Origin of the sequence: Variovorax paradoxus B4 (genome assembly GCF_000463015.1) — a bacterium.
In the GTDB taxonomy this organism is placed as follows: domain Bacteria; phylum Pseudomonadota; class Gammaproteobacteria; order Burkholderiales; family Burkholderiaceae_C; genus Variovorax; species Variovorax paradoxus_E.
In genome coordinates this window covers 5,076,257-5,102,663 of record NC_022247.1, presented here as the reverse complement: position 1 = coordinate 5,102,663, position 26,407 = coordinate 5,076,257, and the positions used below count along the sequence as shown (strand labels likewise).

Here is a 26,407-nt window from a genome sequence, read left to right as displayed (position 1 = left end):
TCCATGCCGGCGCGGCGCTTTCCATGCCCCACATCCTCGTCGACCAACTCCTCAAGACCTACCGCATCTCCGAGCGCGACCCGGGCGTGATGGGGGCGCTGCGCGGGCTGCTGCAGCGTCGCCACCGCACGGTGGAGGCGCTGTCGGGCGTGTCGTTCTCGCTCGAGCGCGGCGAGCTGCTGGGCTTCATCGGGCCGAACGGCGCGGGCAAGTCGACCACCATCAAGATCCTCGCGGGCATCCTGCGGCCCGACGGCGGGCGCGTGGAGATCGACGGGCGCGATCCCTTCGCGGACCGCGAGCGCCACGTGGCGCGCATCGGCGTGGTCTTCGGGCAGCGCACGCAGCTGTGGTGGGACCTGCCGGTGGGCGACGGTTTCGACCTGCTGCGCGACATCTACCGTGTCGATCCGGTGCGCTATCGGCGCACGCGCGACGAACTGGTCGCGCTGCTGCACCTGGAGCGCGTGCTCGGCCAGCCGGTGCGCCAGCTCTCGCTGGGCCAGCGCATGCGTGCCGAGATCGCGGCGGCGCTGCTGCACGAGCCGGACATCCTGTTTCTCGACGAGCCGACCATCGGCCTTGACGCGCCCTCGAAGCTCGCGGTGCGCGACTTCGTGCGGCGCGCCAACCGCGAGCGCGGCACCACCGTGCTGCTGACCACGCACGACATGCACGACATCGAGGCGCTGGCCCAGCGCGTGATCGTCATCGGCCACGGCCGCGTGCTGGCCGACAGCCCGGTCGAGGCGCTGCGCGCGCAGGTGATGGCCGAGCGCCGGCTGGTGGTCGACTTTGCGCAGGACGCCGCATTGCCCGGGCAGGTGCCCGGTGCCACGGTGCACGCGCGGGACGGCCAGACGCTGGTGCTCGATTTCGATCCCGCGCTGACTTCCGCGCCCGCGCTGATCGCGCGCATCGCGGCCGAGCACGCGGTGGAAGACATCCGCCTCGAGGGCATGGCCATCGAGGCCGTGATCGCGCGCTTCTATGCCATGCATGGAGCGGCCGAAGCGTGAGCCCGCGCGATCTGCTGCGCCCCTATGCCGCGGCCTTTGTATCGCGCTTCCTGCAGATGCTGCAGTACCGCACGGCGGCGCTCGCCGGCTTTGCGACGCAGTGCTGGTGGGGCGGCATCAAGGTGATGGTGTTCGCGGCGTTCTATGGCGGCAGCGCCATCGCGGGTGCGGCGTCGTCGATGTCGCTCGCCCAGGCCATCAGCTACACCTGGCTCGCGCAAGGCCTGCTGGTGCTGCTGCCCTGGCTCGGCGACCCGGAGGTGGCGCAGGCCGTGCGCACCGGCGCGGTGGCCTACGACCGGTTGCGGCCGGTGGATGCGTATGCGCTGTGGTTCGCGCGCAGCGCCGGCTGGATCGCGGCCCGGCTGTTGCCGCGCATGGCGCTGATGGCGGCCTTCGCGGCGGTCGTGCTGCCGCTGGCGGGGCTGGGCGAGTGGGCCTGGCAACCGCCCGCGAACGCGGTGGCCGGCGTGGCGTTTTTGCTGTCGGTGGTGCTCGCGCTGCTGCTGTCGACCGCGATGGTGATGCTGCTCAACGTGGCGGCCACGGCGGCGCTCAACGAGCGCGGCATCAGTGCGGTGGCGACACCCGTGGTCATCGTGTTTTCGGGCAACCTGCTGCCGCTGGCGCTGCTGCCCGACGCCTGGCAGGCCGCGTTGCTGGTGCAGCCGCTGGCGGGGCTGTTCGACATTCCGGCACGGCTTTACTTCGGGCAACTGAGCGGCTGGCATGCGCTGCGCGGACTGGGGCTGCAGTGCTTCTGGATCGTCGCGCTGGTCGCGTTCGGGCGCCTGGCGATGGGGCGCACGATGCGCAGCCTTCAAGTGCAGGGTGGCTAAGGTGACTTGCTGTTCCTTCACGGTGCGTTGTCGTTCGGGACGCGCTCCCGCCGACGGGGGACATTCGCGGAGGGGAGTACCCGGTGGCCTGTGCACGCGCCCTGAATAGCAGCGGAAAAAACACAACCAGTGGAAGCCACTGAAATGGGATCGCTCCCCCTTTTCTTCCGCCTCATGGCCGCCTCGATCAGCGGCCAAGCGAGATACCCCGCCTCGGCCCTGCTGCTGACCGTGGGCCAATTCCTGGGCACAGGCATCGAGGTGATTGCCGTCTGGGCGCTGTTCCATCGCTTCGGCGAAGTGCAGGGCTGGGCCATCGGTGAGGTGGCGCTGTTCTACGGGCTGGTCAATTGCATGTTCGCCATCGCCGACGCGCTGGGACGCGGCTTCGATGTGCTGGGCACCGAGTTCCTGCGCACGGGCACCTTCGACCGGCTGCTGCTGCGTCCGCGCCCGCTCGCGTTGCAGCTCATGGGAAACGACGTGCGCGTCAGCCGCCTGGGCCGGCTGTTGCAGGGCGTGATCGTGCTGGTCTTCGCGACCGTTCAGGCCGGCATCGCATGGACCCCGGGCGCCGTGGCGCTCGCCCTGTTCGCGCTGGCCGGCGGCGTCGCGCTCTTCCTCGGCATCCTGGTGCTGCAGGGCACGCTGTCGTTCTGGACCGTCGAAAGCCTGGAGATCGCCAACGTGCTGACCTATGGCGGCGTGCAGGCGGCGCAGTACCCGCTGGCTCTCTATGCGCAGTGGTTTCGCCGCGTGCTGACCTTCATCGTGCCGCTGGCCTGCGTGGCGTACTACCCGGCGCTGGCGATCCTGGGCAAGCCTGACCCGCTGGGCGCGCCGGGGTGGGTGGGCATGGTGTCGCCGCTCGCGGGCTTCGTGTTCCTTGCGGCGGCATTCGGCGCATGGCGCATCGGGCTGCGCCGCTACGCCTCGACCGGCAGCTAGCCGATCAGCCGGCGCTTTGCAGCGCCAGCCCCGCGTGCTCCCGCAGCGGATGGAAATGGATCTTCGGAAAGCGCTCCTGCGCCAGCCGCACGTCGTAGGGCGAAGTGCACAGGAAGGCCAGCGTATCGGCCGCATCCTTTGCCATGCGTTGCGGATAGGCATTGACGAACTCGCGCAACTCCGCAGGGCTGTCGGCCGTGATCCAGCGCGCACCGGTGTACTGGCAGCCTTCGAGCCGCACGTCGGCGTCGTACTCGGCCTTCAGGCGGTGCTGCACCACTTCGAACTGCAGCTGGCCGACCGCGCCCAGCAGCATCGGCCCGCCGATCTCGGGGCGGAACACCTGAATGGCGCCTTCCTCGCCGAGCTGGGCCAGGCCCTGCTGCAGCTGCTTGGTGCGCAGCGGGTTCTTCAGGATCACCGTCATGAACAGCTCGGGCGCGAAGAAGGGCAGGCCGGTGAACTGCAGGCTCGCGCCGTCGGTGATGGTGTCGCCCAGCTGCACGCCGCCATGCGTGGTGAAGCCCACGATGTCGCCCGCGTAGGCTTCCTCGACCGCCTCGCGGCGCTGGCTCATGAAGGTCACGACGCTGGTGGGGCGCAGCTCCTTCGACGTGCGCTGCACCTTGAGCTTCATGCCCGGCGTGTACTTGCCCGAGGCCATGCGCACGAAGGCGATGCGGTCGCGGTGGTTGGCGTCCATGTTGGCCTGCACCTTGAACACCACGCCCGCGAAGTCCTTGTCCTCGGGCTGAATTTCCTTCACCACGGGCTGGCGGTTGACCATCGTGGTGCTGGTGCGCGACTGCGGCGACGGCGCCAGGTCGACCAGCGCGTCGAGCACTTCCATCACGCCGAAGTTGTTCACGCCCGAGCCGAAGAACACCGGCGTCTGCCTGCCGGCCAGGAAGGCCTCGCGGTCCCAGGTGGGCGAGGCGCCGGTGGCCAGTTCCATGCTGTCCATGGCGGACTCGAAGTCGGCGCCGAAGCGCTTCGTGAGCGTGTCGCGCTCCGTGAGCGCAATGGTCTCGAAGTCGTGCGGCAGCCGCTCGCTGCCCGACTCGAACACAGTCATCGTCTGCGTGCGCAGGTTCATGATTCCGCGGAAGCTCTTGCCCTGGCCCACGGGCCATGTCATCGGCACACACGGCATGCCGAGCTCGCGCTCCACTTCGTCGAGGATGTCGAGTGGCTCGCGCACTTCGCGGTCCATCTTGTTGACGAAGGTGATGATGGGCGTGTCGCGCTGGCGGCAGACCTCGATCAGCCGGCGCGTCTGCGCTTCCACGCCGTTGGCCGCGTCGATCACCATCAGGGCCGAGTCGACGGCCGTGAGCACGCGGTAGGTGTCTTCCGAGAAGTCCTTGTGGCCGGGCGTGTCGAGCAGGTTGATCACGTGGTCGCGGTACAGCATCTGCATGACCGACGAGGCCACCGAGATGCCGCGCTGCTTTTCGATTTCCATCCAGTCGGAGGTGGCATGGCGCGAGGCCTTGCGCGCCTTCACCGAGCCGGCGATCTGGATCGCGCCCGAGAACAGCAGCAGCTTCTCGGTCAGCGTGGTCTTGCCGGCGTCGGGGTGGGAGATGATAGCAAATGTGCGTCTACGCCGCGTCTCTGCTAGGAATGTGAGGTTCGACATGTCTGAGTTTTGGCAAGTATGTACACGTTTATGTACACAGAGGGCATGGGTGGCGTCGCGGGGTCGCCGACCGGCCTAACCCTCTATTGTCGCGGCTTCACGCGATGAGCCGGACCTGCCCCGGCTGGTCGGCATTCACAGCTTGGAATGATCCAGATGCAGTTGTTGACCTCCGGGAGCAACAACTGCATATATTTCAATCCTCAAGACTGCAGAGTATCTGCTCTTAAGAGCTTATTAACGTCGTTAATACGCCCTTGAGAGCATATTTTATTGCTTTCAGGCTGGTGGACGTGCTACCTTGAAGACTGAACCTTCAGACGGTGACGCTATGACAGCCCGCAACAAGCTCCTGACAGCGCCTCCCTATGCCGTTGAGCAATCGCTCAAACGGCTGGGCGCAGACCTGCGCACGGCACGGGTCCGGCGCAACCTGACCATCGAAGACATGGCCGGACGGATCGGGACCGGTCCCCGGGCTATCGGCGATGCCGAAAAAGGCAAGCCCTCGACAAGCATGGCCGTCTACGCGGCGATGCTGTGGGCGCTTGACCTCCTGCCCCAGCTCGATGAGGTCGCCCTCCCGGAAAAGGATCAGGAAGGCCAAACCCTTGCCCTTGCCCGTGACCCGGGACGTGCCAGAACCAAGCCGGGGTTGAGCAATGACTTCTGAGACCCCGCGCGAGTGCTTCGTCTACATCACCCTTCCCGGTGAGACTGCGCCCGTGACCGCGGGCCGCTTCCAGCTTCAGCCGAACCGGCGCGGTGTGCCGGAGGGCCGCTTCGTCTACGGTCGTAGCTACCTCGCCCGCAAGGACGCTGTGCCGCTCGACCCTATCGAGCTAAAGCTTACTGACCGAACCTACTCGACCAACGCCCTGAACGGCGTGTTCGGTGCGCTGCGCGATGCAAGTCCCGACTACTGGGGCCGCCGCGTCATTCAAAAGCATTTGGGCGTGACACAGCCGGGCGAACTCGACTATCTGCTGTACTCGCCGGACGACCGGGCGGGCGCGCTTGGCTTTGGCCTCAACCAGGTCCCGCCCGCGCCGAAACGCAGCTTTAACCAGACCCTGGATCTCGCAAAGGTGCAGGCGACTGCCGACGCCATCATTGCCGATGAAGAAGTCCCGCCAGATGCTGTTCATGAACAGGTTGGCAACCTGTTGCTGGTCGGCACATCGATGGGGGGCGCACGCCCCAAGGCCGTCGTCGAAGACGCTGACGGCCTTTGGATTGCGAAGTTCAATGTCGGAACCGACCCATGGAACAGCGCGCGTGTTGAACACGCCATGCTGCTCCTGGCTCGCGCCTGCGGCCTCACGACGGCGGAAAGCCGCGTTGTCGAGGTAGCTGGCCGCGATGTCTTGCTGGTCAAACGCTTCGACCGCGAAAAGACCGACGGCGGATATCTGCGCGCCCGCATGATCAGCGCGCTCACGCTGCTACGCGCCGAAGACAACTATCAATCGCGTGACCGCTGGTCCTATGTGCAGCTTGCAGAAGAAGTCCGCCGTGTTTGTGCCGACCCGGCAGCCAACGCGGCGGAAGTGTTCCGGCGGATGTCCTTCAACGCGCTGATCTCGAACATCGACGATCACCCGCGCAACCATGCCCTGATCGCAAAAGACAAGGACTGGAAAGTCTCGCCAGCCTACGACCTGACCCCTGCTGTACCGGTCAGCATCGAGCGGCGCGATCTGGCGATGGAATGCGGCGACGCTGGTAGGTTTGCGAACGCTTCGAACCTGCTGTCGCAAAGCGCGCGCTTTCTGCTGGAACGCAATCAAGCCACGGCGATCATCGACACGATGGAGGCGCAGGTCCGCGACCTCTGGTTCTCAACCGCGCGCGGTGCCGGTGTGTCGCCAACGGACTGCGACAAGATTGCCGGGGCTTTTGCTTATGACGGCTTCCGGCAGAACGCGCAAAACACCAAGTAGTCGAGAAAACAATGTACGTCTCCCTAGACATCCCTGAAATCACGAGCCACGCGAGGGGTTTCCCCAACTACTGGGCGAAGGTCTCCATGATCGGGTCCGTCTCCGCCAGCTATCAGGTGAACGCGCTCGCGTCGACGTATGTTCGCTTGGTCGAGGCCGCACTGGTTGAATATCGCCTGGCGCATCCCGCCCTTCAAGAGTTTTGGGATACCCACGACCATGTCCGCCTTTCCGCGGTGCACAGAGCTATTTCACATTTCGAGACCTGTTTGACCGACATGCATCGCGCGATTGTGTGTATCGGGCGACTGCGCCGTCACGTCGCTCTTCCTGACAGCCTGAAGCAAACGCTCAATACGCCGAGACCGAAATTCGCAACAAGCATCATTTCAGATCGGTTGCGCGAAATCCGTAACGCCATCCACCACCTTGAAGGTCAGGTGATGAAAGGCGAAATCCGCGATGGTGAACCGTTCGTATTGTCTCCTCAAGGCCCCGAAACGCCACATGAGACCGAACCCGGACAGACAAACAAAAAGTTTGATCGTTGTTGTTTGCCGCCGAAAATTGACCCTCCAGGGTCAGAGATCTGCGGAACTCAACAATCAGGCAGAGCTTCAAGAACAGCTTGTTCTTCATCGCGATGCGCGAGCGATCAATCGCGCGCCAGACACGAACGATCTCGTCATTCGAGAGAGAGCGCGACCCCGCAACCTTCTTGATCTGCAGGTCCTCGCGCGCGTTGATTTCAACGAGCGGGTTCGCAGGGATGAGGCGACGCTTAACGCCCCATTTCAGCATCTGCTTTGCGTTGGTGAGGATGCGGTCTGCGATGCCGGGCCGAGCCTCAGCCTGCTTCTCAAGCAGGTCGAGCCATTCGTGCAGCGTGACCTTGTCGGCAGGCAGGGCACCGATGCGCGGAAAGACGTGAAGCTCGAACGAGCGAAGCACGTCGTGATGGCCCTTCTTGTTCTTCTTGCAGTAGACCTCGTACCACTGCCGAAACAGCGACTCAATGGAATCGGCCTTCAGGATCGCCTGTTTTTCAAGCGCGCGAACCACCCGCGGATCGTGTCCCTGCTCCAGCTGGCCCTTGAGGCGCTGAGCCTCGTCGCGCGCGGCCTTCAGGCCAAGCCCGGGATACGAACCGAGATCCAGCCGCTGCAGCCGGCCGTCATAACGGTAGCGCAGCTGGAACACGACCTTGCCTTTAGGCGAGACCCTGACGCTCAGACTGTCCCGGTCCGAAACCTCTTCGACGGCGCTGCGGGCCTTGCCGCTATTTGCGCGAAGCCATGTGTCCGTAAGAGCCATGCTGCCACCCCGCTGTGTACATATTTTTCAGCGCACGCGAATGGACAGATTATGTACACGGCTATGTACACGTCTGCTGCGTCACCACCTGTCTGCGGGTGACTCAAGGTGTCGCGAGGCTGAAAGACGCTTCCCAATGAAAAGGCCTGAAGCAGCGCTTGAGCTGTCCTGGCCTGACGTGCCCTGACGCGGTGAGTGCGCTAGGGGTGGGAAATGATCGCGAAGGTGCGACGGCGGCGGGTTTCTGCAACAAAAGACAAGGTGGGCAATCTGCGGGGGAATGGCCCGATTTTAGAAGGCGGGCCCCGAGCCGCCTGCCCGACTTGCCGAAAACGCCTTATTTGCGCTGCAGCAGCTTGGTCACTTCATCCACGTTGGCCTGGATCCGCTGGCGCACCAGCTCGAACGCATCGGCCTGCGACTTGGCGGCGAGGTTGGCCAGCTCCTTGATGTCGTCGATGGCGCGCTGGAACGACTGGCGGCCGAGCTCGTCGAGCTTGGCGAGGTTCGCCTTGGCGTCCTTGCCGGGCATTTCCTTGGCGGCCGTCTGCCACTCGGCGATGGCGCTCTTGATCATTTCGGTCTGCCGCTGCACCACGGTCTGCAGGCCCTGATAGGACTTTTCGTTCGCCTGCATCAGCGCCTGGAGGTCCTTTTGCCCGCTTTCGAGCAGCTTGCTCGCGCCGCCGGTCAGGTTGAGTTCCTGCAGGCGGTCGGTCATGGCCTTGAGATTCTTCAGCGGGTTGAGCATGTCGGCGGCATCGGGGGCCGCCTTGGTGCTGCTGGCAGTGGTCTTCTTCGCGGCGGCTTTCTTGGCTGTGGCCATGGTGCGGGATCTCCTGTATCGGGTGAACGGGTGAGTGGCAAGGACCGGCCGGACGGCAAATAGTCCCTCGCCACGATACGCCGCAGCCGCACGCCCGCGGCCCCGCAGCGGCAAAATTTGCCTGCGGGATTTCCCTTGGGTTACATCGGCGGCGCAAAGCCGTTGCGCCCGGCGGTAACGCGCAGCGCCGTGGGTTCGGGACAAATCAATGTACGCCCCGGATGTGAAATCCGCTTTCCGCCATGTGGGATATCCCGGCAATTGGCTCGCCTCGCCGCCCCGTTTACAATCCGCCGTTCCGAGGAGCGTTGCAGCGCCACCAGGCGTGAGGCTCGGACCACATCGCAACCACGCTCACCCGCTGTTCTCGCGGTGAGTCTTTTCCCCCGAACGCAGTGGCACCTTTCAAACTAGTTTTGTTGGAGTTCTCATGAGCGCTGTTCTCAAGCCCACCCCCGTTTCTTCCGCCGACCAGGCCATTGCCGACCTTTCGCTGGCCGCCTGGGGCCGCAAGGAAATCCGCATCGCGGAAACCGAAATGCCCGGCCTGATGGCCATCCGCGAGGAGTTCTCGAAGGCGCAGCCGCTCAAGGGCGCGCGCATCACGGGCTCGCTGCACATGACGATCCAGACGGCCGTGCTGATCGAGACGCTGCAGGCGCTCGGCGCCACCGTGCGCTGGGCCTCGTGCAACATCTTCTCGACGCAGGACCATGCCGCCGCCGCGATTGCCGCTGCGGGCACGCCGGTGTTCGCGATCAAGGGCGAGTCGCTGAAGGACTACTGGGACTACACCCACGCCATCTTCGACTTCGGCCCCAAGGGCTCGCAGGGCGAAGGCCCGAACATGATCTTGGACGACGGCGGCGACGCCACGCTGCTGATGCACCTGGGCCAGCGCGCCGAGAAGGACCTGGGCGTGCTGGCCAAGCCGACCAGCGAGGAAGAACGCATCCTCTACGCGGCCATCAAGGCCAAGCTGGCGGTCGATCCGACCTGGTACACCCGCAAGTCGGCCGAGATCATCGGCGTGACCGAGGAAACGACCACCGGCGTGCACCGCCTGAACGAGATGAGCGCCAAGGGCACGCTGCTGTTCCGCGCCATCAACGTGAACGATTCGGTCACCAAGAGCAAGTTCGACAACCTGTACGGCTGCCGCGAATCGCTGGTGGACGGCATCAAGCGCGCGACCGACGTGATGATCGCCGGCAAGGTGGCCTGCGTGGCCGGCTACGGCGACGTGGGCAAGGGCTCGGCCCAGGCGCTGCGCGCACTGAGCGCGCAGGTGTGGGTGACCGAGATCGACCCCATCAACGCGCTGCAGGCCGCCATGGAAGGCTACAAGGTCGTCACCATGGAATACGCCGCCGACAAGGCCGACATCTTCGTGACCACCACCGGCAACAAGGACGTGATCCGCCACGAGCACATGGCCGCGATGAAGGACCAGGCCATCGTCTGCAACATCGGCCACTTCGACAACGAGATCGACGTGGCGTCGATCGAGAAGTACGAGTGGGAAGAGATCAAGCCGCAGGTCGACCACATCACCTTCCCCGACGGCAAGAAGATCATCCTGCTGGCCAAGGGCCGCCTCGTGAACCTGGGCTGCGGCACGGGCCATCCGAGCTTCGTGATGTCGTCGTCGTTCGCCAACCAGACCATCGCCCAGATCGAGCTCTTCACCAAGCCCGACGCCTACCAGGCCGGCAAGGTCTATGTGCTGCCCAAGCACCTCGACGAGAAGGTTGCGCGCCTGCACCTGAAGAAGGTCGGCGCGATGCTGACCGAACTGACGGACGAACAGGCGGCCTACATCGGCGTCGACAAGGCGGGTCCGTACAAGGCGGACACGTACCGGTACTGAATGCGCGCTGATCAATTGCTGGTCGAACGCGGCCTCGCCGCTTCGCGCTCGCAGGCCGTGCGGCTGATCGCCGGCGGCATGCGCTGGCGCGATGCGGGCAGCGCGGACGCGTGGCGTTCGGTGGTGAAGAACCGCGACGAGGTGCCCGAGTCCGCCGAGGTCGAGCTCGACGATGCGGCCGAGGCGCGCTACGTCTCGCGCGGCGGGCTCAAGCTCGAAGGCGCACTGGCGGCGAGTGGCGTCAGTGCCGACGGCAAGCTGTGCCTCGACGTGGGCCAGTCGACCGGCGGCTTCACCGACTGCCTGCTGCAAGGCGGCGCGGCAAAGGTGGTGGGCGTCGATGTCGGCCACGGGCAGCTGCATGCGCGGCTGCGCGAGGACGCGCGTGTGGTGGCCATCGAAGGCGTCAATGCGCGTGCGTTGTCGCCGGACGACCTGCAGGAAGAAGAAGGCGAAGAGCCTTCCGAACTGCGCTTCGACCTGATCGTCGGCGACCTGTCGTTCATCTCGCTCACGCTGGTGCTGCCGGCCGTGGTGCCGTTCCTGGCCGACGACGGCCAGCTGCTGATGCTCGTCAAGCCGCAGTTCGAGCTGCAGCCGGGACAGGTCGGCAAGGGCGGCATCGTGCGCGACGCGTCGATGTATGCGGTGGTCGAAAAGCGCCTGCGCGATGCCTGCGAGGCGCTCGGGCTGCGCGTGCTGCGGTGGTTCGACAGCCCCATTGCCGGCGGCGACGGCAACCGCGAGTTTTTCATTCACGCCGTGCGCGCTGTTCGCGCGGACGGCTCCTGAGGAGACGCAAGTGCGCCTTCCGCTGAGTTTCGAATTCTTTCCGACCAAGACGCCCGAAGGCGCGGTCAAGCTGCGCGCGGTGCGCCAGCAGCTGTATGCGCGCAAGCCCGAGTTCTGCTCGGTGACCTACGGCGCAGGCGGCTCCACGCACCAGGGCACTTTCGGTGCGGTGCAGGAGATCCTGTCCGAGGGCGTCGATGCCGCCAGCCACTTCTCGTGCATCGGCGCCACGCGCGCCACCGTGCGCGAGCAGCTGGCCGAGCTCAAGGCCATGGGTGTGAAGCGCCTGGTGGCCCTGCGCGGCGACCTGCCGAGCGGCTACGGCATCGGCGGCGAGTTCCTGTATGCGAGCGACCTCGTGGCCTTCATCCGCGAGGAGACCGGGCGCGACTTCCACATCGAGGTGGCCTGCTACCCCGAGGTGCATCCGCAGGCACGCTCGCCCGAGGCCGACCTGCAGGCCTTCGCCACCAAGGTGAAGGCCGGCGCCGATTCCGCGATCACGCAGTATTTCTTCAGTCCCGAGGCGTATTTCCGCTTTGTCGACGACGTGCGCAAGCTGGGGCTCGACACGCCGATCGTGCCGGGCATCATGCCGATCACCAGCTCGACGCAGCTCATGCGCTTCTCGGATGCCTGCGGCGCCGAGATCCCGCGCTGGATCCGCCTGCGGCTGCAGGGCTTCGGCGACGACACGGCCTCCATCAAGGCCTTTGGCCTGGACGTGGTGACCGACCTCTGCGCACGCCTGCGCGACGGCGGCGCACCGGCGCTGCACTTCTACACGATGAACCAGTCGGCGGCCACGCTGGCTGTACTGGAGCGCCTCGGTTGAAGGGGTGGCGTCCTGGAGCAGGCCATCGGCTGCTCACTTCGCTTCGTGTCGCGCTGGTCGCGGCAACCTGCGTGCTGGCCGGATGCGCCATGCCGCCGGCCACCGAGGGTGGGCAGACCGACAAGGACGCCAAGCTCCTGCCCCTGCCGCGCAAATTGGCAGTACCTCCAGGGGCGCCGGCTCGATCGAACGTGCCGTCGGTTCGCTATGACCTTGCCGTGTCCGGCACCGGCGAGCTGGGGCCCGACGACGGCGTGCCCGGCGATGGCAGCTCCCGCGAGATCTTCGAGCGCGGCGGGGCCTCCTGGTACGGCATTCAGTTCCACCAGCGCAAGACCGCCAGCGGCGAGCGCTTCGACATGACGGCCATGACGGCGGCCCACAAGACCTTGCCGTTCAATACCCGCGTTTGCGTGCGCAGCCTGGTCAACGGCAGCGAGGTGCTGGTGCGCATCACCGACCGGGGACCTTATGCGCAGGGCCGCATCATCGACCTGAGCCGTGCCGCGGCCGAGCGCATCGGGCTGATCGGGCTCGGCATCAAGCAGGTGGCGCTGACGATCATCGACCGCGAGGGCATGCGTTGCGGTGGCTCCGAGGTGGAAGAGGGCGAGGCGCAGGCGCAAACACCGGCGGCTGCCCCGGCACCTGCACGCCGCCAGGTGAAAGTGCCGCCGCGCCGCCGCCGATAAGTCCGGCAGAAGACCCGCCGGGGCCTAGCCGCCCGAGTCGAGCGAGAAGGTGGCGTGCCGGTCTTGCGCCAGCCGTTCCACCAGCTGGGGCAGGGCGGCAGCCAGCAGCGGCTTCAGGGTGTAGGGCGGATTGATCAGGAACATGCCGCTGGCCGGCAGGCCCGGACGCTGGGTTTCGCCCGTCGGCGTGGTGGTCAGCTTGCTCGACTTGACCGTCAGCGTGGCGTGCAGCCAGGGCTTGCCGGCCTTGGTGGCCAGGGTCTTGAGCCGCCGTGGCAGGTCGTGCGCCTCGGGACGCGGAATGATCGGGTACCAGATGGCGTAGGTGCCGGTGGCAAAGCGCTTGAGCGCCTCGGCCGCAAAGTCGAGCACGCGGCCGTAGTCGCTCTTGATTTCATAGCTCGGATCCATCAGCACCAGCGCGCGGCGCGAGGGCGGCGGCAGGAACTTGGTGGCGCTGCCGAAGCCGTCTTCGCGCAGCACCGCGATCTGCCGGCCCGCCTCGAGCTGCGCGATGTTGGCGTCCAGCGTGCGGGCATCGGTGGGATGCAGTTCGAACAGCTTGAGCTTGTCGTGGTCGCGCAGCAGGTGATGCACGATGAAAGGCGAGCCGGGATAGATGCGGGCGCCGCCCTTGGGGTTGAAGTCGTGGATCACGCTCAGGTAGCGTGCAATCGCGTCGGCCAGGGGTGCTTCGGCTTCGGGCGCTACCTTTTTGGTAGCTGACTTTGCAGCGGGGGCCGACGAAGCAGCTGTTTTCTTGTCGGCCAGCAGGCGCAGCACGCCTTCGGCGGCCTCCCCGCTGGTGCCGGCGTAGTCGCCGTCGAGGCGGTACAGGCCGGCGCCGGCGTGGGTGTCGACCACGGTCAGCGCGGCTTCTTTTTCGAGCAGGTGGTCGAGCGTGGCAATCAGCACCGTGTGCTTGAGCACGTCGGCGTGGTTGCCGGCGTGGAAGGCGTGGCGGTAACTGAACATGGGGTCGATGGTAACGGCTTGGGCGGCCTGCTGGTCCAAATTTGCCCCGATTGGCCGATTCTTCGTATAATCGCGGGCTTCGCAGCGTTTTTGTAGCCCCGCGGCGGAGACACACTACCGCCCTGCGGGCATGTGCAAACCCACCTAAGAGATTCCCGTCAGAGGAACGCCGACCGTGGAAAAGGGCTCGCCAAACCCTCTTTTTTTAGAGAAAAACTCATGACCAAAACGTTCAGCGCCAAGCCCGCTGACGTGACGCACGAGTGGTTTGTGATTGACGCGACCGACAAGGTCCTCGGACGAGTAGCCAGCGAAGTTGCTCTCCGTTTGCGCGGCAAACACAAGGCCATTTACACGCCTCACGTCGATACCGGTGACTTCATCGTCATCATCAACGCAGCCCAGCTGCGCGTCACCGGCGCCAAGCCGATCGACAAGGTCTACTACCGTCACTCGGGCTACCCGGGCGGTATCACGGCCACGAACTTCCGCGACATGCAAGCCAAGCATCCGGGCCGCGCCCTGGAAAAGGCCGTCAAGGGCATGCTGCCCAAGGGCCCGCTCGGCTACGCGATGATCAAGAAACTCAAGGTGTACGGTGGTGCTGAGCACCCGCACACCGCCCAACAGCCCAAAGTGCTGGAACTGTAAGGAGCCTTGAGAATGATTGGTGAATGGAACAATGGCACCGGCCGTCGCAAATCGAGCGTCGCCCGTGTGTTTCTGAAAAAGGGCACCGGCAAGATCACGGTCAACGGCAAGGACATCCAGGAGTTCTTCGGCCGCGAAACCTCGATCATGATTGCCAAGCAGCCCCTGGTGCTGACCAACAACACCGAAGCGTTCGACGTCATGGTCAACGTGGCAGGTGGCGGCGAATCGGGCCAGGCCGGCGCAACGCGCCACGGCATCACCCGTGCGCTGATCGACTACGACGCAAGCCTCAAGCCGGTGCTGAGCCAGGCCGGCTACGTCACGCGCGATGCACGTGAAGTCGAGCGCAAGAAGGTCGGTCTGCACTCTGCACGCCGCCGCAAGCAGTTCAGCAAGCGCTGATACTGTTCACTGCGAACAAAAGCCGCCTCCGGGCGGCTTTTTCTTTGCCGCAGCCTTGGCGGACGTGTGTTCGACCCCACTTGCATTGGGTGCTCGCTGCCGTCTGCCAGCCAAGAATGCGGCATTGCAGTAGCATTGGTCGTTGGCCGCATGTTCGGCCCCCAAGGAGTTACCCCCCCATGAGCGCTGTTGCCGAAAACATCCAGACCCAGATGCCCGAACCGATCGTCTTCACCGACAGCGCGGCTGCCAAGGTGGCCGACCTGATCGCCGAAGAGGGCAATCCCGACCTCAAGCTGCGCGTGTTCGTGCAGGGCGGTGGGTGCTCGGGCTTCCAATATGGTTTCACCTTCGATGAAATCACGAACGAAGACGACACCACCATGACCAAGAACGGCGTGTCGCTGCTGATCGATGCCATGAGCTACCAGTACCTGGTCGGCGCCGAGATCGACTACAAGGAAGACCTGCAAGGCGCCCAGTTCGTGATCAAGAACCCGAACGCCACCAGCACCTGCGGCTGCGGATCGAGCTTCTCGGCCTGATGCCCTGTTGATGCTGTCACCAGCATTCGTTCTTTAAAAAAGCCGCCTTCGGGCGGCTTTTTGCTGCCCGTCGCTTTCTTCTTTCCCGCCATCTCATGACATCCGCTGCAACGGCCATCGATCCTGCCCGCAAGAGCCTGCTCTGGCTCGTGGCGATCGGCTTCTTCATGCAGACCCTCGACGCGACCATCATCAACACCGCGCTGCCGGCCATGGCCGCCAGCCTGGGCGAAAGCCCCCTGCGCATGCAGTCGGTGGTGGTGGCCTACGCGCTCACCATGGCGATGCTGATCCCGGCCTCCGGCTGGATCGCCGACCGGTTCGGCACCCGGCGCGTGTTCTTCTCGGCCATTGTGCTGTTCGTCATCGGTTCCGTCCTGTGCGCCCTGTCGGTGGGCGTGGGGCAGCTGGTCGCTGCACGGGTGGTGCAGGGCCTGGGCGGCGCCTTGCTGCTGCCCGTGGGGCGCCTGGCGCTGCTGCGCACCGTGCCGCGCGGCGAGTTCCTGCAGGCGATGAGCTTCGTCGCCATTCCAGGGCTGATCGGGCCGTTGCTCGGGCCCACGCTGGGTGGCTGGCTGGTGCAGTACGCCTCCTGGCACTGGATCTTCCTGATCAACGTGCCTGTGGGATTGGCGGGCTGCCTGGCGACGCTGCGCTTCATGCCCGACCTGCGCGGGGCCGTCGAGCGGCGCTTCGACGGCGCGGGGTACGCGATGCTGGCCTTCGGCATGGTCGCGATTTCTCTGGCGCTCGACGGCGTTTCCGGGATGGGGTTGCGGCAGGTCAGCGTGCTGCTGTTGCTGGTGTTCGGCTTTGCGAGCGTGGTGGCCTACTGGCTGCATGCCGCGCGCCGGCCCGAGCCGCTGTTCTCGCCCTCGCTCTTCGGCGTGCCCACGCTCAGCATCGGCTTGCTCGGCAACCTGTTCTCGCGGCTCGGCAGCAGTTGCATGCCGTTTCTCGTGCCCTTGCTGCTGCAGGTCTCGCTGGGCTATTCGCCGCTTCGGGCGGGACTCATGATGCTGCCGATCGCGCTGGCCGGCATGGCCATGAAGCGTTTCGCGACCCCGCTGATCACCCGCCATGGCTACCGGAGGGTGCTGGTGGCCAACACCGTCCTGGTGGGGCTCGCGATGGCCAGTTTCGGCCTGACCGGGCCGGACCAGCCGGTCGCGCTGCACATCCTGCAATTGCTGGTCTTCGGTGCCGTCAACTCGCTTCAGTTCACCGCCATGAACACGATCACGCTGAAGGACCTGGACGGAGGCATGGCCAGCAGCGGCAACAGCCTGTTGTCGATGGTCCAGATGCTCGCAATGAGCCTCGGCGTGGCCGCCGCGAGCGCGGTGCTGGCCGGCTATACCGGCGTTTTTGGCCTGGAGACGGCGAAGCAGACGCTCGATGCCTTCCAGGCCACTTTTGCGAGCATGGGGCTCGTCACGATCGCCTCTGCACTGATTTTCTGGCATTTGCCGGCAGAGGTGCGCGCGGCGCATCCTGCACAGCCGGAGGTTTCAGGCCAGGGGTGATGACCCGCCCCGTCAGGCGGGGTAGGCCGCTCCGAGCACGCGGGCGCCCCTTGCGCCGGTCACGCTGGCCAGGTTGCCTGCTTCACGCCGCACCGTGCTTCGGGCCAGCCAGGCAAAAGCCGCGGCCTCGACCTGCAGCGGGGGCAGGCCGTGCGCCGTGGAGGCGGCCACTTCCACGCCGGGCAAGCGTGCGCGCAGGCGCTCGAGCAGATGATCATTCAGCGCCCCGCCGCCACAAACGACCAGCAGTTTGCTATTGTTTCCATAGCGAACAACGTCGGCTGCACAGACGCTGGCGGTGAACTCGGTCAAGGTGGCCTGCACGTCGGCCGGCGCCGCGCCCGTGGCCGGGCCCAGGCCGGCGGACAGCCATGCGGGATTGAACAGGTCACGCCCGGTGCTCTTGGGAGGTGCCTTCGCAAAATACGGATCAGCCTGCAGCCGGGCGAGCAGGTCGGGCAGCACCTGCCCGCTCGCTGCCCATTGCCCGCCGCGGTCGAAGGGCTGGCCGGTATGGAGCTGGCACCAGTGGTCCATCAAGGCATTGCCGGGGCCGCAGTCGAAGCCAAGCACCGCCGGGTCTCCCGGCGCGTTGGCCGCGGGCAGCAGGCTCAGGTTGGAGATGCCGCCGACATTCAGCACCGCAACGGGTTCGTCGGCGCGTGCGAACAGCGCGCGATGGAAGGCCGGCACCAGCGGTGCGCCCTGTCCGCCTGCCGCCAGGTCGCGGCTGCGGAAGTCCGCGACCACGTCGATGCCGGTCAGCTCGGCCAGCAGCGAGGGGTTGTTGACCTGCAGGGTGTAGCCGACGCCGTCGAACTCGGTGGGCCGGTGGCGGACCGTTTGCCCGTGCGCGCCGAGGGCGGTCACCTGGCTGGCGGGAATGCCGCCGTCCGCCAGGAGCTGATTGGCCACGCCGGCATAGATCCGGGCCAGGCCGTTGCCGGCGAGCGCGGCGCGGTGAAGTTCGTTGTCGCCGGGGGTGTTGAGCGCCATCAGCTCGGTGCGCAGCGCCGCTGGAAAGGGCGCCGTGGCATAGGCCCGCACGGCGATGCGGCCGTCCGCGAAATCGGCCAGCACGCCGTCGACCCCGTCGAGCGAGGTGCCGGACATCAGGCCGATGAACAGTTCGGCGGCCATCGCAATATGGAAGGCGAGCCGCGCGCCGGGCTCAGTCCGCGCTGGCCTGGATGACCGAGAACGCGGCGGCCAGTTCGGTGCGCGCACCGACCGCCATGCGCTCGAAGGCCGGGCGCATGGACGCAGTGATGGGGGCGCCGCCCTCTTGCGCGATGGAGGTGGGGTCCTGGTATTCGCCGTTCACGCGGAACTCGAAGTGCAGGTGAGGGCCCGTGGCCCAGCCGGTGGAGCCCACGGCGCCGATCGTCTGGCCCTGGCTGATGCTCTCGCCAGCCTTGACGTTGATGCGGCTCAGGTGGGCGTAGGCCGTCTGCTGGTTGTTGCGGTGCTTGATGATGACGATGTTGCCGTAGCCGTTTTGCGTGCCGGCAAAATCGACCGTGCCGTCGCCGACGCTGCGCACCGCGGTGCCCGTGGGGGCTGCGAAGTCGATGCCGTTGTGCTGGCGCCAGCTGTTGAGGATCGGGTGCATGCGCATCGCGAAGCCGCTCGACACGCGCGAAAACTCGACCGGCGAGCTCAGGTAGGCCTTGCGCAGGCTGTCGCCGTTCGGGCGGTAATAACTGCCCTTCTGGCCCGGGGGCTGGAACCACACGGCCTGGTGCACCTTGCCGCCGCTCTCGAACTCGGCCGAAAGCACGCGGCCGCTGCGCAGCGCCTGGCCGTCGGCCTCGAAGGTTTCGTACACCACGGCGAAGCGGTCGCCCTTGCGCAGCGCGCGCACGTCGACGTCGCCCGCGAAGATGTCGGCCAGCTGGCTGGCCACCGCGTCGGGAATGCTCGAGTCGTCGGTGGCGGCGAAGAGCGATGTGCGGATGGTGCCGCTGGCCAGGCGCGTGCCCGGCGTCAGCGTGTCGCGCTCGGTGAGCGCCACGAAGCCGACCGGGGTGCGTTCGATGATGAAGCGCTTGAAGCCGCCATCGCCATCGGGAATCCAGCGGGCGCTCAGCTTCTTGAGCTGGTTCTCGTGCGTGGCTTCGGCCGTGATGGTGCGCCCGGCGCGGGCGAACAGCGCATTGCGGGCCTCGCTGCTGCCGCGCACGAAAGCGGTGGCGGCAGGGTCGGAAATGCCCAGGCGCTTCAGCAGGGCCTCGGCCGTGTCGCTGGAGCGCGTGATGTCGGTGCGAAACAGGGTGAAGCTGAAGTTTTCCAGCGATTCGCTCTGTTGGGCGAAAGACAGTGGAGCAGTTGCTTCGAGGACCTGCTTGACGGGGAGGTCGGCGGCGTCGGGGCCCAGGGAGGCCACCGCCAGGGTTCCGGCGCTCAGCAAGGCCGCCGCGATGACCGCGGTGATCTGCTTGGGATAGGTCCGGAATGTATAGGCCACGCGAGAAGCGAGTAGCTCCTCGGCGGCGAGAATGCCGTTGATCAAACTGTGAATTCCAGCTCAGGTTCTGCAAATCCGCGCTGCAAAGCCCAGAACGGACAGGGCGGCAGGACGGTGCGGAAAAAAGCGCCGCTTAGAATCCGGCGCTTGAAAAGTCGGGCTGAGTATAGCTTCGGCAACCTGAAAATCAGCTAAAAAAGCCTATGAATGCCGAATCTGTTACATCCGCCAGCCTCTCGGATGGTGTAAGACGAGCGCTCGAAATATCCCTCCGGGGCACCCACGAGCTGCTCCCCCAGGACGAATGGGTGCGCAAGCTTCAGCGCGCGGAAGCCACCGGAACGCCGCTGCGCATCAAATTGGGGCTCGATCCGACCGCCCCGGATATCCACATCGGCCATACGGTGGTGCTCAACAAGATGCGGCAGCTGCAGGATCTGGGGCACCGGGTCATCTTCCTGATCGGCGACTTCACGACCACCATCGGCGACCCCTCGGGTCGCAACAGCACCCGCCCGCCGCTGACCCGGGAGCAGATCGAAGCCAACGCCCAGACCTACTACCGGCAGGCCAGCCTGGTGCTGGACCCCGAAAAGACCGAAATCCGCTACAACTCCGAGTGGAGCGACCCGCTGGGCGCCCGCGGCATGATCCAGCTCGCGGCCAAGTACACGGTGGCGCGGATGATGGAGCGCGACGACTTCAACAAGCGCTTCAAGGCCGGCCAGTCGATCTCGGTGCACGAGTTCCTCTATCCGCTGATGCAGGGCTATGACTCGGTGGCGTTGAAGAGCGACCTCGAACTGGGCGGCACCGACCAGAAGTTCAACCTGCTCGTCGGCCGGCATCTCCAGCAGGAATACGGGCAGGAGCCGCAGTGCATACTCACTATGCCACTGCTGGAAGGGCTCGATGGCATCGAGAAGATGTCCAAGAGCAAGAACAACTACATCGGCATCAGCGAAGACGCCAACACCATGTTCGCCAAGGTGCTGTCGATCTCCGACGAGCTGATGTGGCGCTGGTACACGCTGCTGAGCTTCCAGTCGCTGGCGCAGATCGAGGCGCTCAAGGCGGAAATCGCGGCCGGCCGCAATCCCAAGGACGCGAAGGTGGCGCTGGCCAAGGAAATCACCGCGCGCTTCCACAGCGCGGCGGCGGCCGAGGCGGCGGAACAGGATTTCATCAACCGCAGCAAGGGCGGCGTGCCCGACGACATTCCCGAGCTGTCGCTCGGCGGTGCCCCGCTGGGCATCGCCCAGCTGCTCAAGCAGGCGGGCCTCGCGCCCTCGACCTCCGAGGGCAACCGGCTGATCGACGGTGGCGGCGTGCGCGTCGACTCCGTGGTGATCGGCGACAAGGCGCTCAAGCTGCCCGCGGGCAGCTACGTGGTGCAGGTCGGCAAGCGCAAGTTTGCGCGCGTGACCATCACCTGACGGCGCTGGCCCCGGGCCCTTTCACCGGACTTCGATGGTGACGCGCCGGTTGCGCGGTTCGTCCACCTCGTCGGCCGTGGGAACGGCGAGTTCGCGCTCGCCGCGGCCCACAGCCTCGATCCGCGCGGAAGGAAACTGCCGTTCCACGAAGAGCTGCATCACTTCCTGCGCCCGCCGCTGCGAGAGCGTGTCGTTCTGCTCGAGGGCGCCCTTGGTGTCGGTGTGCCCGGTCACCACGATGTCGCTGCCGCTGCGCGTTTGCGCGGCAATCAGCGCTTCGTTCATGACCTGTTGCGACGCAGGCGTGAGCGTGGTGCCGCCAACCTCGAAATACACCGTGTAGCGCTGCGGCGCAGGCGGCCGCATGTCGAACAGGATCTTGTGGTCCGCCTGCACCTTGGCGGGGTCGGCCTGGTCGACCACCGGCGCGCCGGAAGCGCCGACCGCGGCCGTTGCACGCTGGTAGGGCCGGGAAAGAACTTCTTCGCCGTCCTTCGCGCGCACGATCACGGCAGAGGGCTTGTCGTCCGCCTGGGGCAGCAGCACCACGCGGGTGCCCGGCGTCGAACATGCGGCAAGCAGCGCAGTGACCAGCACGGCAACGAAAAGGGAGGCCCGGTCCGTCGTCATCTTCCTCATGGCTGGCCGTCGGTCTGCACGATGAAGTCGGTTCCGCGAATGCCGATGGTGGCGGTTTGCGTCTCCACCCGTATCGCGTCGGGATTGGTCTTGCCGATCAGGCCGGTGATCATGCGCATGGAGCCGCGCAGCAGCGAAACGAGCACGCCGCCCTCGTGCGTGGTGGCGTTGAAATGGAATTCCTTCAGGTCCAGCCGCGACGAAGGCCCGACCACCAGCGTCGTGTCGTCGCGCAAGACCACGGAAGCGGAAGAGTCGGGACCGGTCACGATGCGGTCCACGGCAGCCAACGCGTCGCCGGCGTTGGCCGCGCGGGGCGCGCCGGCGGTGCTGAGCAGCTGTACGTTGCCCCGCACCGATTTCACGAACCCCGCCTGGGGTTCTGCGGTGGGGATGGCGCCTGCAGGACGCGGAGGCGCCTGCACTTGAGCCAACGCCGCTGCGCCCCAGAAGGCGAAGCCTCCCACGGCGATCAGGAATTTTTTCATCATCATTCTTCTGCGAATGTCTCGCGGTGCCACAAATATTAAATACATCGAGTCGGCGGATGGAGGCCGCGCTCGATAATTCGATCGCGGATGCGGACCTTTGCCGCATTCTTGCCGACTTTTATCGCCTACGCTTCCCCGCATGACTTTCACGCCCAAGACGCTGCTTCGTGTTTCCGTTGCGGTTGCGCTCGTCACGATCCTGCTCAAGGGATTGGCGGGCTACGTGACGAACTCGATGGGGTTGATCTCCGATGCGATGGAGTCGTTCGTCAACCTTGCCAGCGCAATGTTCGCACTGGGAATGGTGACCATCGCCGCACGGCCGGCCGACGAGGACCATCCCTACGGCCACCACAAGGCCGAATACTTCTCGTCGGGCTTCGAGGGCATCCTGATCGTCGGTGCTGCAGCCGCCATTCTCTGGGTGTCGGTGCAGCGGCTGCTTGCGCCGCAGCCGCTGGAGCAGCTGGGCTGGGGGCTCGGGCTCTCGGTGGTCAGCTCGGGCTTGAACGCGGCCCTGGCCCTTGCGCTGTTCCGCGCCGCGCGAACGCACCGCTCGATTGCGCTGGAAGCCGATGCGCGGCACCTGATGACCGACGTGTGGACCTCGGCCGGGGTGGTGGTCGGCATCGTGGCGGTGCACTTCAGCGGTTGGCTCTGGCTCGATCCCGTGCTGGCCATTGGCGTTGCGCTCAACATCGTGCGCGAAGGCGTCAGGCTGGTGTGGCGCTCGTCGCAGGGGCTGATGGACGAGGCCCTCGACCCCGAAACCATTGCCACGCTGCGCACCACGCTGGACCAGTTTGCCGCACGCATGCCGGAAGGCACGCGCATGCGCTTCGACGACATGGTGACGCGGCGCGCGGGCCAGCGCCGCTTCGCCGACCTGCACATGCATGTGCCCGGCGAATGGACGCTGCAGCATGCCGCCGCGATGCGCGACGAGCTGGAACAGGCGCTGATGGATGCCGTGCCGGGCCTGCGCGTGACCATACAGCTGCTGCCCCTGGGCATGGAAGCCCGCGGCCCGCGGATCGAGGAAGAAACAGCATGAAGGCCATCGTCCAGCGCGTGGCCAGCGCGCGTGTCGACATCGCCGGGCAGACCGTCGGAGCGATCGACGCCGGCCTGCTCGTCCTGCTGTGCGCCGAGCGCGGCGATGCGGACGCGATGGCCGACCGCATGCTTGCCAAGCTGTTGAAGCTGCGCATCTTTTCCGACGAGGCGGGCAAGATGAACCGCAGCGTGCAGGACATCGGCGGCGGCCTGCTCGTGGTGAGCCAGTTCACGCTGGCCGCCGACGTGAGCGGCGGCAACCGGCCCAGCTTCACGCAGGCGGCGGCGCCCGACGAGGGGCGGCGGCTCTACGACTATTTCGTGGACCAGGCCCGCGCCGCGCATCCGGTGGTGGCAACGGGCGAGTTCGGCGCCGACATGCAGGTGCACCTGGTCAACGACGGGCCGGTCACCATTCCGCTGCAGATGGCGTAGCGCCGCTGTCGGCGCGGCGTTCGGGCAGCCTCACCGCCCGTACGGATTGCGGATGCCGAGGCCCGCCAGGATCTCGATTTCGCGCGCCTCCATGGCCTCGGCGTCGGCTTCGCCGGTCTCGTGATCCCAGCCCTGCGCGTGCAGCGTGCCGTGAACGAGCAGGTGCGCGTAGTGGGCGGCCAGAGTCTTGCGGTGCTCCTTCGCCTCGCTGGCGACCACCGGCGCGCACAGCACCAGGTCGGCCATCACCATCGGGCTCTGGGCATAGTCGAAGGTCAGCACGTTGGTCGCGTAGTCCTTGCCGCGGAACTCGCGGTTCAGGCGCAGGCCTTCTTCGGCATCGACGATGCGCACCGTGATCTCCGCGTCGATCTCGAGCGCATGGCGGATCCAGCGCGTGACGCTGTGGCGCGGCAGCGCGGCGCGGTGCCGTTCGACGCCCTTGAAGCGCGCGAACTGCAGCGAAAGGGAAAGTGCGGGCAGCGCCATCTCAATGCGCGCCGCTGCGTTTGCGTTGCCCGTCGTAGGCATCGACGATCTTGGCCACCAGCGGATGCCGCACCACGTCGGCGCTGGTGAAGTGCGTGATCGAAATGCCGTTCACGCGCCTGAGCACGCGCTCGGCATCGATCAGCCCGCTCAGCTGCTGCTTGGGCAGGTCGATCTGGCTCACATCGCCCGTCACCACCGCCTTGGCACCGAAGCCGATGCGCGTGAGGAACATCTTCATCTGCTCGACCGTGGTGTTCTGCGCCTCGTCCAGGATGACGAACGCATTGTTCAGCGTGCGCCCGCGCATGAAGGCCAGCGGCGCAATTTCGAGCGCGTTGCGCTCGAAGGCCTTCTGCACCTTCTCGTAGCCCATCAGGTCGTAGAGCGCGTCGTACAGCGGACGCAGGTACGGGTCGACCTTCTGCGTCAGGTCGCCCGGGAGAAAGCCGAGGCGCTCGCCGGCCTCCACCGCCGGGCGCGTGAGCACGATGCGCTGCACCGCGGCGCGCTCCAGCGCGTCGACCGCGCAGGCCACCGCGAGGTACGTCTTGCCGGTGCCGGCCGGGCCGATGCCGAAGGTGATGTCGTGCCTGGCGATGTTGTCGAGGTACAGCGCCTGCGTGGGCGTGCGCGCGCGCAGGTCGGCGCGGCGGGTGACGAGCATGGCCGAGTCCTCGTCGCTCATCGAGCCGTCGCCCGCGAGCGTGAGCTGCACCACCGCCGCATCGATCGGGCGCTGCGCGATCTCGTACAGCGCCTGCAGCACGTCCATCGCTCGCTGTGCGGAGGCCTTGGGGCCGTCGACCTTGAACTGCTCGTGGCGGTGCGCGATCTTCACGCCCAGGGCCTCCTCGATGCGGCGCAGGTGCGCGTCCAGCGGGCCGCACAGGTGGCCGAGGCGCGAGTTGTTGGGAGGAGCAAAGGTGTGTCGCAGAATCACGCCGGACATTTCAAGGAAAAAGGGCACCCATGATAGGCAAACTCACCGGCATCCTGGCCGAGCGCAACCCACCGCAGGTGGTGGTGGACTGCAACGGCGTCGGCTACGAGGTCGATGTGCCGATGAGCACGTTCTACAACCTGCCCGGCACCGGAGAGCGCGTTTCGCTGCTCACGCACTTCGTGGTGCGCGAGGACGCGCAGATTCTCTACGGTTTCGGCACTGCCGAGGAGCGTGCGGCCTTTCGGCAACTCATCAAGATCAGCGGCGTGGGCCCGCGCACCGCGCTCGGCCTGCTGTCGGGCATGAGCGTGGGCGAGCTGGCGCAGGCGATCACGACGCAGGAACTGGGCCGGCTCGTGAAGATCCCGGGCATCGGCAAGAAGACCGCCGAGCGGCTGCTGCTCGAACTCAAGGGCAAGCTGGGCGCCGACATCGGCCTGCCCGCCCATGCGGCCACCGACGCGCAGGCCGACATCCTGCAGGCGCTGGTCGCGCTGGGCTACAGCGACAAGGAAGCTGCGCTGGCGCTCAAGGCGCTGCCCAAGGACGCGACGGTGAGCGAGGGGATCAAGCTGGCGCTGAAGGCATTGGCGAAATAACCGGGCGCGTGCGCGGCGCCGGTCACTCGGGCGTCAGCCCGATGTCCTTCACCAGCGCGCCCCAGTCGCGCATGTCCTTCTGGATCGTCGCCGCGAACTGCTCGGGCGTGTTCTGCGGCAGGTCGGTGAAGTTGAGTTCGCGCAGGCGCTGCACCACGACGGGATCCTTCAGCGCCTGGTTCACTGCCTCGTTGAGCCTTCTCACGACGGCCGGCGGCGTTTTCGCGGGAGCGAGCAATCCATACCACGCATAGGTCGTGAAGGGGTAGCCGACCTCGGTCATCGTGGGCACGTCGGGCAGCATCGGGATGCGCGAGGGGCCGCTGTTGGCCAGCGCCTTGAGGCGGCCGGCGCGCACGATCTCGACCGTGGACGACATGTCGGCAAAGGCGGCGTCGACCTGGCCGCCGAGCAGGTCCTGCACGCACGGCCCGCTGCCCTTGTAGGGCACATGCGTCATCACCAGACCGGCCTGCTTCTTCAGGCTTTCCATGGCCAGGTGACCGCCGGAGCCGTTGCCCCAGGAGCAGTAGCTCAGCTTGTCGGGCCGCGCCTTGGCATAGGCGACGAACTCCTTGAGCGTGCCGACCGGCAGGTCCTTGCGCACCAGCAGCAGGTTGCCGCCGCGCCCGATCTGCGCCACCGGCGCAAAGTCCCTCACCGGGTCGTAGGGCAGCTTCCTGTACAGGCTGGGGTTCACCACCATGGCCGCGGCATAGGTGAACAGCAGCCGGTAGCCGTCGGGCGTTGCCCGCGCTGCGAGGTCGGTGCCGAGGATGCCGTTGGCGCCGGGGCGGTTGTCGACGATGAAGGGCTGCTTCAGTGTCTTGCCGAGCGCGTCGGCGATCAGGCGCGCGATGGTGTCGGTGCCGCCGGCCGGCGCGGTAGGCACCACCAGCGTCACGGGCTTGTCGGGGTAGCTGTCGGCCTGCGCATGGCTGGCGGCGGCCAGTGCGGCCAGGCAGCAGGCGGCGAGCGTGCGCAGGCCGAGGCGCAAGGATGTCGTGGTTGTCATGGTCCGTGTCTC

At 66.2% G+C, this 26,407-nt stretch carries 28 protein-coding genes and 1 riboswitch; of the genes, 17 read left to right on the top strand and 11 right to left on the bottom strand.

Translation table 11 applies throughout. The features are described 5' to 3' along the window. Positions 1-23: 23 nt before the first annotated feature. From VAPA_RS23765 to VAPA_RS23755, 3 genes are all read left to right on the top strand, one after another. Positions 24-1,019: an ABC transporter ATP-binding protein gene (locus VAPA_RS23765; protein ID WP_021012558.1), complete on the top strand. Its 996-nt coding sequence runs from the start codon at positions 24-26 to the stop codon at positions 1,017-1,019. After that, positions 1,016-1,858, top strand: a complete 843-nt coding sequence (locus VAPA_RS23760) for an ABC transporter permease (RefSeq protein ID WP_021012557.1) — start codon at positions 1,016-1,018, stop codon at positions 1,856-1,858. Before VAPA_RS23765 ends, VAPA_RS23760 begins: the two co-directional genes overlap by 4 nt. Positions 1,859-2,002: 144 nt before the next feature. After that, positions 2,003-2,806: an ABC transporter permease gene (locus VAPA_RS23755; RefSeq protein ID WP_021012556.1), complete on the top strand. Its 804-nt coding sequence runs from the start codon at positions 2,003-2,005 to the stop codon at positions 2,804-2,806. Between the two features lie 4 nt (positions 2,807-2,810). Here VAPA_RS23755 and VAPA_RS23750 read toward each other — a convergent pair whose 3' ends face one another. Then, positions 2,811-4,448 (bottom strand): peptide chain release factor 3, encoded by a 1,638-nt coding sequence (locus tag VAPA_RS23750; RefSeq protein ID WP_021012555.1) that lies wholly within the window; start codon positions 4,446-4,448, stop codon positions 2,811-2,813. Between the two features lie 331 nt (positions 4,449-4,779). Here VAPA_RS23750 and VAPA_RS23745 point away from each other — a divergent pair, with 331 nt between their 5' ends. Further along, on the top strand, positions 4,780-5,121 hold the full coding sequence (locus VAPA_RS23745; protein ID WP_021012554.1) for a helix-turn-helix domain-containing protein: 342 nt from the start codon (positions 4,780-4,782) through the stop codon (positions 5,119-5,121). After that, a complete protein-coding gene (locus VAPA_RS23740; RefSeq protein WP_021012553.1) occupies positions 5,111-6,391 on the top strand; it encodes a type II toxin-antitoxin system HipA family toxin in 1,281 nt (426 codons plus the stop codon). The genes VAPA_RS23745 and VAPA_RS23740 overlap by 11 nt, the downstream gene beginning before the upstream one ends. Before the next feature lie 384 nt (positions 6,392-6,775). Here VAPA_RS23740 and VAPA_RS23735 read toward each other — a convergent pair whose 3' ends face one another. Further along, positions 6,776-7,705, bottom strand: coding sequence for an Arm DNA-binding domain-containing protein (locus VAPA_RS23735; protein WP_021012552.1), 930 nt, complete (start codon positions 7,703-7,705; stop codon positions 6,776-6,778). A gap of 337 nt (positions 7,706-8,042) precedes the next feature. Continuing rightward, on the bottom strand, positions 8,043-8,531 hold the full coding sequence (gene phaP / locus VAPA_RS23730) for a TIGR01841 family phasin (protein ID WP_021012551.1): 489 nt from the start codon (positions 8,529-8,531) through the stop codon (positions 8,043-8,045). A gap of 294 nt (positions 8,532-8,825) precedes the next feature. After that, a riboswitch (S-adenosyl-L-homocysteine riboswitch) is annotated at positions 8,826-8,894 on the top strand. 67 nt (positions 8,895-8,961) lie between these two features. On the opposite strand from phaP, the gene ahcY reads away from it, so the two are divergent. The 4 genes from ahcY to VAPA_RS23710 all read left to right on the top strand — a co-directional run bounded on the left by ahcY (position 8,962) and on the right by VAPA_RS23710 (position 12,720). Continuing rightward, the gene (gene ahcY / locus VAPA_RS23725) at positions 8,962-10,401 is read left to right on the top strand and encodes an adenosylhomocysteinase (protein WP_021012550.1); all 1,440 of its coding nucleotides are present in this window, start codon (positions 8,962-8,964) and stop codon (positions 10,399-10,401) included. Beyond that, a complete protein-coding gene (locus VAPA_RS23720; protein ID WP_021012549.1) occupies positions 10,402-11,193 on the top strand; it encodes a TlyA family RNA methyltransferase in 792 nt (263 codons plus the stop codon). A gap of 10 nt (positions 11,194-11,203) precedes the next feature. After that, the gene (gene metF, locus VAPA_RS23715; protein WP_021012548.1) at positions 11,204-12,028 is read left to right on the top strand and encodes a methylenetetrahydrofolate reductase [NAD(P)H]; all 825 of its coding nucleotides are present in this window, start codon (positions 11,204-11,206) and stop codon (positions 12,026-12,028) included. Between the two features lie 89 nt (positions 12,029-12,117). Next, on the top strand, positions 12,118-12,720 hold the full coding sequence (locus VAPA_RS23710) for a septal ring lytic transglycosylase RlpA family protein (RefSeq protein WP_041946593.1): 603 nt from the start codon (positions 12,118-12,120) through the stop codon (positions 12,718-12,720). Positions 12,721-12,744: 24 nt separating this feature from the next. On the opposite strand, the gene VAPA_RS23705 is transcribed toward VAPA_RS23710, so the two are convergent. Further along, positions 12,745-13,695, bottom strand: a complete 951-nt coding sequence (locus tag VAPA_RS23705; RefSeq protein WP_021012546.1) for a 23S rRNA (adenine(2030)-N(6))-methyltransferase RlmJ — start codon at positions 13,693-13,695, stop codon at positions 12,745-12,747. A gap of 219 nt (positions 13,696-13,914) precedes the next feature. Here VAPA_RS23705 and rplM point away from each other — a divergent pair, with 219 nt between their 5' ends. The 4 genes from rplM (at position 13,915) to mdtD (ending at position 16,822) form a co-directional block, all read left to right on the top strand. Then, a complete protein-coding gene (gene rplM, locus VAPA_RS23700) occupies positions 13,915-14,346 on the top strand; it encodes a 50S ribosomal protein L13 (RefSeq protein ID WP_015867439.1) in 432 nt (143 codons plus the stop codon). A 12-nt stretch (positions 14,347-14,358) separates the two neighbouring features. Beyond that, positions 14,359-14,751, top strand: a complete 393-nt coding sequence (rpsI, locus tag VAPA_RS23695; RefSeq protein ID WP_021012545.1) for a 30S ribosomal protein S9 — start codon at positions 14,359-14,361, stop codon at positions 14,749-14,751. Positions 14,752-14,930: 179 nt separating this feature from the next. Continuing rightward, on the top strand, positions 14,931-15,296 hold the full coding sequence (erpA, locus tag VAPA_RS23690; protein ID WP_007827949.1) for an iron-sulfur cluster insertion protein ErpA: 366 nt from the start codon (positions 14,931-14,933) through the stop codon (positions 15,294-15,296). A gap of 95 nt (positions 15,297-15,391) precedes the next feature. Continuing rightward, positions 15,392-16,822: a multidrug transporter subunit MdtD gene (mdtD, locus tag VAPA_RS23685; RefSeq protein ID WP_021012544.1), complete on the top strand. Its 1,431-nt coding sequence runs from the start codon at positions 15,392-15,394 to the stop codon at positions 16,820-16,822. A gap of 12 nt (positions 16,823-16,834) precedes the next feature. Here mdtD and VAPA_RS23680 read toward each other — a convergent pair whose 3' ends face one another. Both VAPA_RS23680 and VAPA_RS23675 read right to left on the bottom strand, forming a co-directional pair. After that, positions 16,835-17,962, bottom strand: a complete 1,128-nt coding sequence (locus VAPA_RS23680) for an anhydro-N-acetylmuramic acid kinase (RefSeq protein ID WP_041946225.1) — start codon at positions 17,960-17,962, stop codon at positions 16,835-16,837. 31 nt (positions 17,963-17,993) lie between these two features. Continuing rightward, positions 17,994-19,334: a M23 family metallopeptidase gene (locus tag VAPA_RS23675; RefSeq protein WP_021012542.1), complete on the bottom strand. Its 1,341-nt coding sequence runs from the start codon at positions 19,332-19,334 to the stop codon at positions 17,994-17,996. Positions 19,335-19,492: 158 nt separating this feature from the next. Between VAPA_RS23675 and tyrS the strand changes: the two genes are divergently transcribed. Further along, the gene (tyrS, locus tag VAPA_RS23670; protein WP_021012541.1) at positions 19,493-20,725 is read left to right on the top strand and encodes a tyrosine--tRNA ligase; all 1,233 of its coding nucleotides are present in this window, start codon (positions 19,493-19,495) and stop codon (positions 20,723-20,725) included. A gap of 21 nt (positions 20,726-20,746) precedes the next feature. On the opposite strand, the gene VAPA_RS23665 is transcribed toward tyrS, so the two are convergent. Together VAPA_RS23665 and VAPA_RS23660 are read right to left on the bottom strand one after the other, a co-directional pair. Further along, positions 20,747-21,364, bottom strand: a complete 618-nt coding sequence (locus VAPA_RS23665; RefSeq protein ID WP_021012540.1) for an OmpA family protein — start codon at positions 21,362-21,364, stop codon at positions 20,747-20,749. Continuing rightward, positions 21,361-21,855, bottom strand: a complete 495-nt coding sequence (locus tag VAPA_RS23660; protein WP_041946592.1) for a FecR family protein — start codon at positions 21,853-21,855, stop codon at positions 21,361-21,363. Before VAPA_RS23660 ends, VAPA_RS23665 begins: the two co-directional genes overlap by 4 nt. A gap of 139 nt (positions 21,856-21,994) precedes the next feature. Here VAPA_RS23660 and VAPA_RS23655 point away from each other — a divergent pair, with 139 nt between their 5' ends. Together VAPA_RS23655 and dtd are read left to right on the top strand one after the other, a co-directional pair. Beyond that, positions 21,995-22,909, top strand: a complete 915-nt coding sequence (locus VAPA_RS23655; RefSeq protein ID WP_021012538.1) for a cation diffusion facilitator family transporter — start codon at positions 21,995-21,997, stop codon at positions 22,907-22,909. Further along, entirely contained in the window at positions 22,906-23,346 is a 441-nt protein-coding gene (gene dtd / locus VAPA_RS23650; RefSeq protein WP_021012537.1) for a D-aminoacyl-tRNA deacylase, read from the top strand. The genes VAPA_RS23655 and dtd overlap by 4 nt, the downstream gene beginning before the upstream one ends. Positions 23,347-23,376: 30 nt before the next feature. Here the strand turns inward: dtd and ybeY are convergent, their stop codons facing one another. Both ybeY and VAPA_RS23640 read right to left on the bottom strand, forming a co-directional pair. Next, a complete protein-coding gene (ybeY, locus tag VAPA_RS23645; protein ID WP_021012536.1) occupies positions 23,377-23,835 on the bottom strand; it encodes an rRNA maturation RNase YbeY in 459 nt (152 codons plus the stop codon). Position 23,836: 1 nt separating this feature from the next. Beyond that, positions 23,837-24,787, bottom strand: a complete 951-nt coding sequence (locus tag VAPA_RS23640) for a PhoH family protein (protein WP_196232525.1) — start codon at positions 24,785-24,787, stop codon at positions 23,837-23,839. 20 nt (positions 24,788-24,807) lie between these two features. Between VAPA_RS23640 and ruvA the strand changes: the two genes are divergently transcribed. Beyond that, positions 24,808-25,380: a Holliday junction branch migration protein RuvA gene (gene ruvA / locus VAPA_RS23635; RefSeq protein WP_018906193.1), complete on the top strand. Its 573-nt coding sequence runs from the start codon at positions 24,808-24,810 to the stop codon at positions 25,378-25,380. A gap of 22 nt (positions 25,381-25,402) precedes the next feature. Here ruvA and VAPA_RS23630 read toward each other — a convergent pair whose 3' ends face one another. Then, positions 25,403-26,395 carry a Bug family tripartite tricarboxylate transporter substrate binding protein gene (locus VAPA_RS23630; RefSeq protein ID WP_021012534.1) on the bottom strand — a complete coding sequence of 331 codons (993 nt, stop codon included), beginning with the start codon at positions 26,393-26,395 and terminating at the stop codon, positions 25,403-25,405. Positions 26,396-26,407 lie beyond the last annotated feature (12 nt).

Coding starts and splice junctions, on each gene's coding strand:
- VAPA_RS23705 (WP_021012546.1), bottom strand. CDS start 13,695: ATGTTCAGTTACCGCCACGCCTTCCACGCCGGCAACCACGCCGACGTG.
- ahcY (WP_021012550.1), top strand. CDS start 8,962: ATGAGCGCTGTTCTCAAGCCCACCCCCGTTTCTTCCGCCGACCAGGCC.
- phaP (WP_021012551.1), bottom strand. CDS start 8,531: ATGGCCACAGCCAAGAAAGCCGCCGCGAAGAAGACCACTGCCAGCAGC.
- mdtD (WP_021012544.1), top strand. CDS start 15,392: ATGACATCCGCTGCAACGGCCATCGATCCTGCCCGCAAGAGCCTGCTC.
- VAPA_RS23750 (WP_021012555.1), bottom strand. CDS start 4,448: ATGTCGAACCTCACATTCCTAGCAGAGACGCGGCGTAGACGCACATTT.
- rpsI (WP_021012545.1), top strand. CDS start 14,359: ATGATTGGTGAATGGAACAATGGCACCGGCCGTCGCAAATCGAGCGTC.
- rplM (WP_015867439.1), top strand. CDS start 13,915: ATGACCAAAACGTTCAGCGCCAAGCCCGCTGACGTGACGCACGAGTGG.
- VAPA_RS23745 (WP_021012554.1), top strand. CDS start 4,780: ATGACAGCCCGCAACAAGCTCCTGACAGCGCCTCCCTATGCCGTTGAG.
- VAPA_RS23735 (WP_021012552.1), bottom strand. CDS start 7,705: ATGGCTCTTACGGACACATGGCTTCGCGCAAATAGCGGCAAGGCCCGC.
- VAPA_RS23720 (WP_021012549.1), top strand. CDS start 10,402: ATGCGCGCTGATCAATTGCTGGTCGAACGCGGCCTCGCCGCTTCGCGC.
- VAPA_RS23655 (WP_021012538.1), top strand. CDS start 21,995: ATGACTTTCACGCCCAAGACGCTGCTTCGTGTTTCCGTTGCGGTTGCG.
- erpA (WP_007827949.1), top strand. CDS start 14,931: ATGAGCGCTGTTGCCGAAAACATCCAGACCCAGATGCCCGAACCGATC.
- VAPA_RS23765 (WP_021012558.1), top strand. CDS start 24: ATGCCCCACATCCTCGTCGACCAACTCCTCAAGACCTACCGCATCTCC.
- ybeY (WP_021012536.1), bottom strand. CDS start 23,835: ATGGCGCTGCCCGCACTTTCCCTTTCGCTGCAGTTCGCGCGCTTCAAG.
- dtd (WP_021012537.1), top strand. CDS start 22,906: ATGAAGGCCATCGTCCAGCGCGTGGCCAGCGCGCGTGTCGACATCGCC.
- tyrS (WP_021012541.1), top strand. CDS start 19,493: ATGAATGCCGAATCTGTTACATCCGCCAGCCTCTCGGATGGTGTAAGA.
- VAPA_RS23755 (WP_021012556.1), top strand. CDS start 2,003: ATGGGATCGCTCCCCCTTTTCTTCCGCCTCATGGCCGCCTCGATCAGC.
- VAPA_RS23630 (WP_021012534.1), bottom strand. CDS start 26,395: ATGACAACCACGACATCCTTGCGCCTCGGCCTGCGCACGCTCGCCGCC.
- VAPA_RS23640 (WP_196232525.1), bottom strand. CDS start 24,787: ATGTCCGGCGTGATTCTGCGACACACCTTTGCTCCTCCCAACAACTCG.
- VAPA_RS23660 (WP_041946592.1), bottom strand. CDS start 21,855: ATGATGAAAAAATTCCTGATCGCCGTGGGAGGCTTCGCCTTCTGGGGC.
- VAPA_RS23740 (WP_021012553.1), top strand. CDS start 5,111: ATGACTTCTGAGACCCCGCGCGAGTGCTTCGTCTACATCACCCTTCCC.
- VAPA_RS23680 (WP_041946225.1), bottom strand. CDS start 17,962: ATGGCCGCCGAACTGTTCATCGGCCTGATGTCCGGCACCTCGCTCGAC.
- VAPA_RS23665 (WP_021012540.1), bottom strand. CDS start 21,364: ATGAGGAAGATGACGACGGACCGGGCCTCCCTTTTCGTTGCCGTGCTG.
- ruvA (WP_018906193.1), top strand. CDS start 24,808: ATGATAGGCAAACTCACCGGCATCCTGGCCGAGCGCAACCCACCGCAG.
- VAPA_RS23710 (WP_041946593.1), top strand. CDS start 12,118: ATGCCGCCGGCCACCGAGGGTGGGCAGACCGACAAGGACGCCAAGCTC.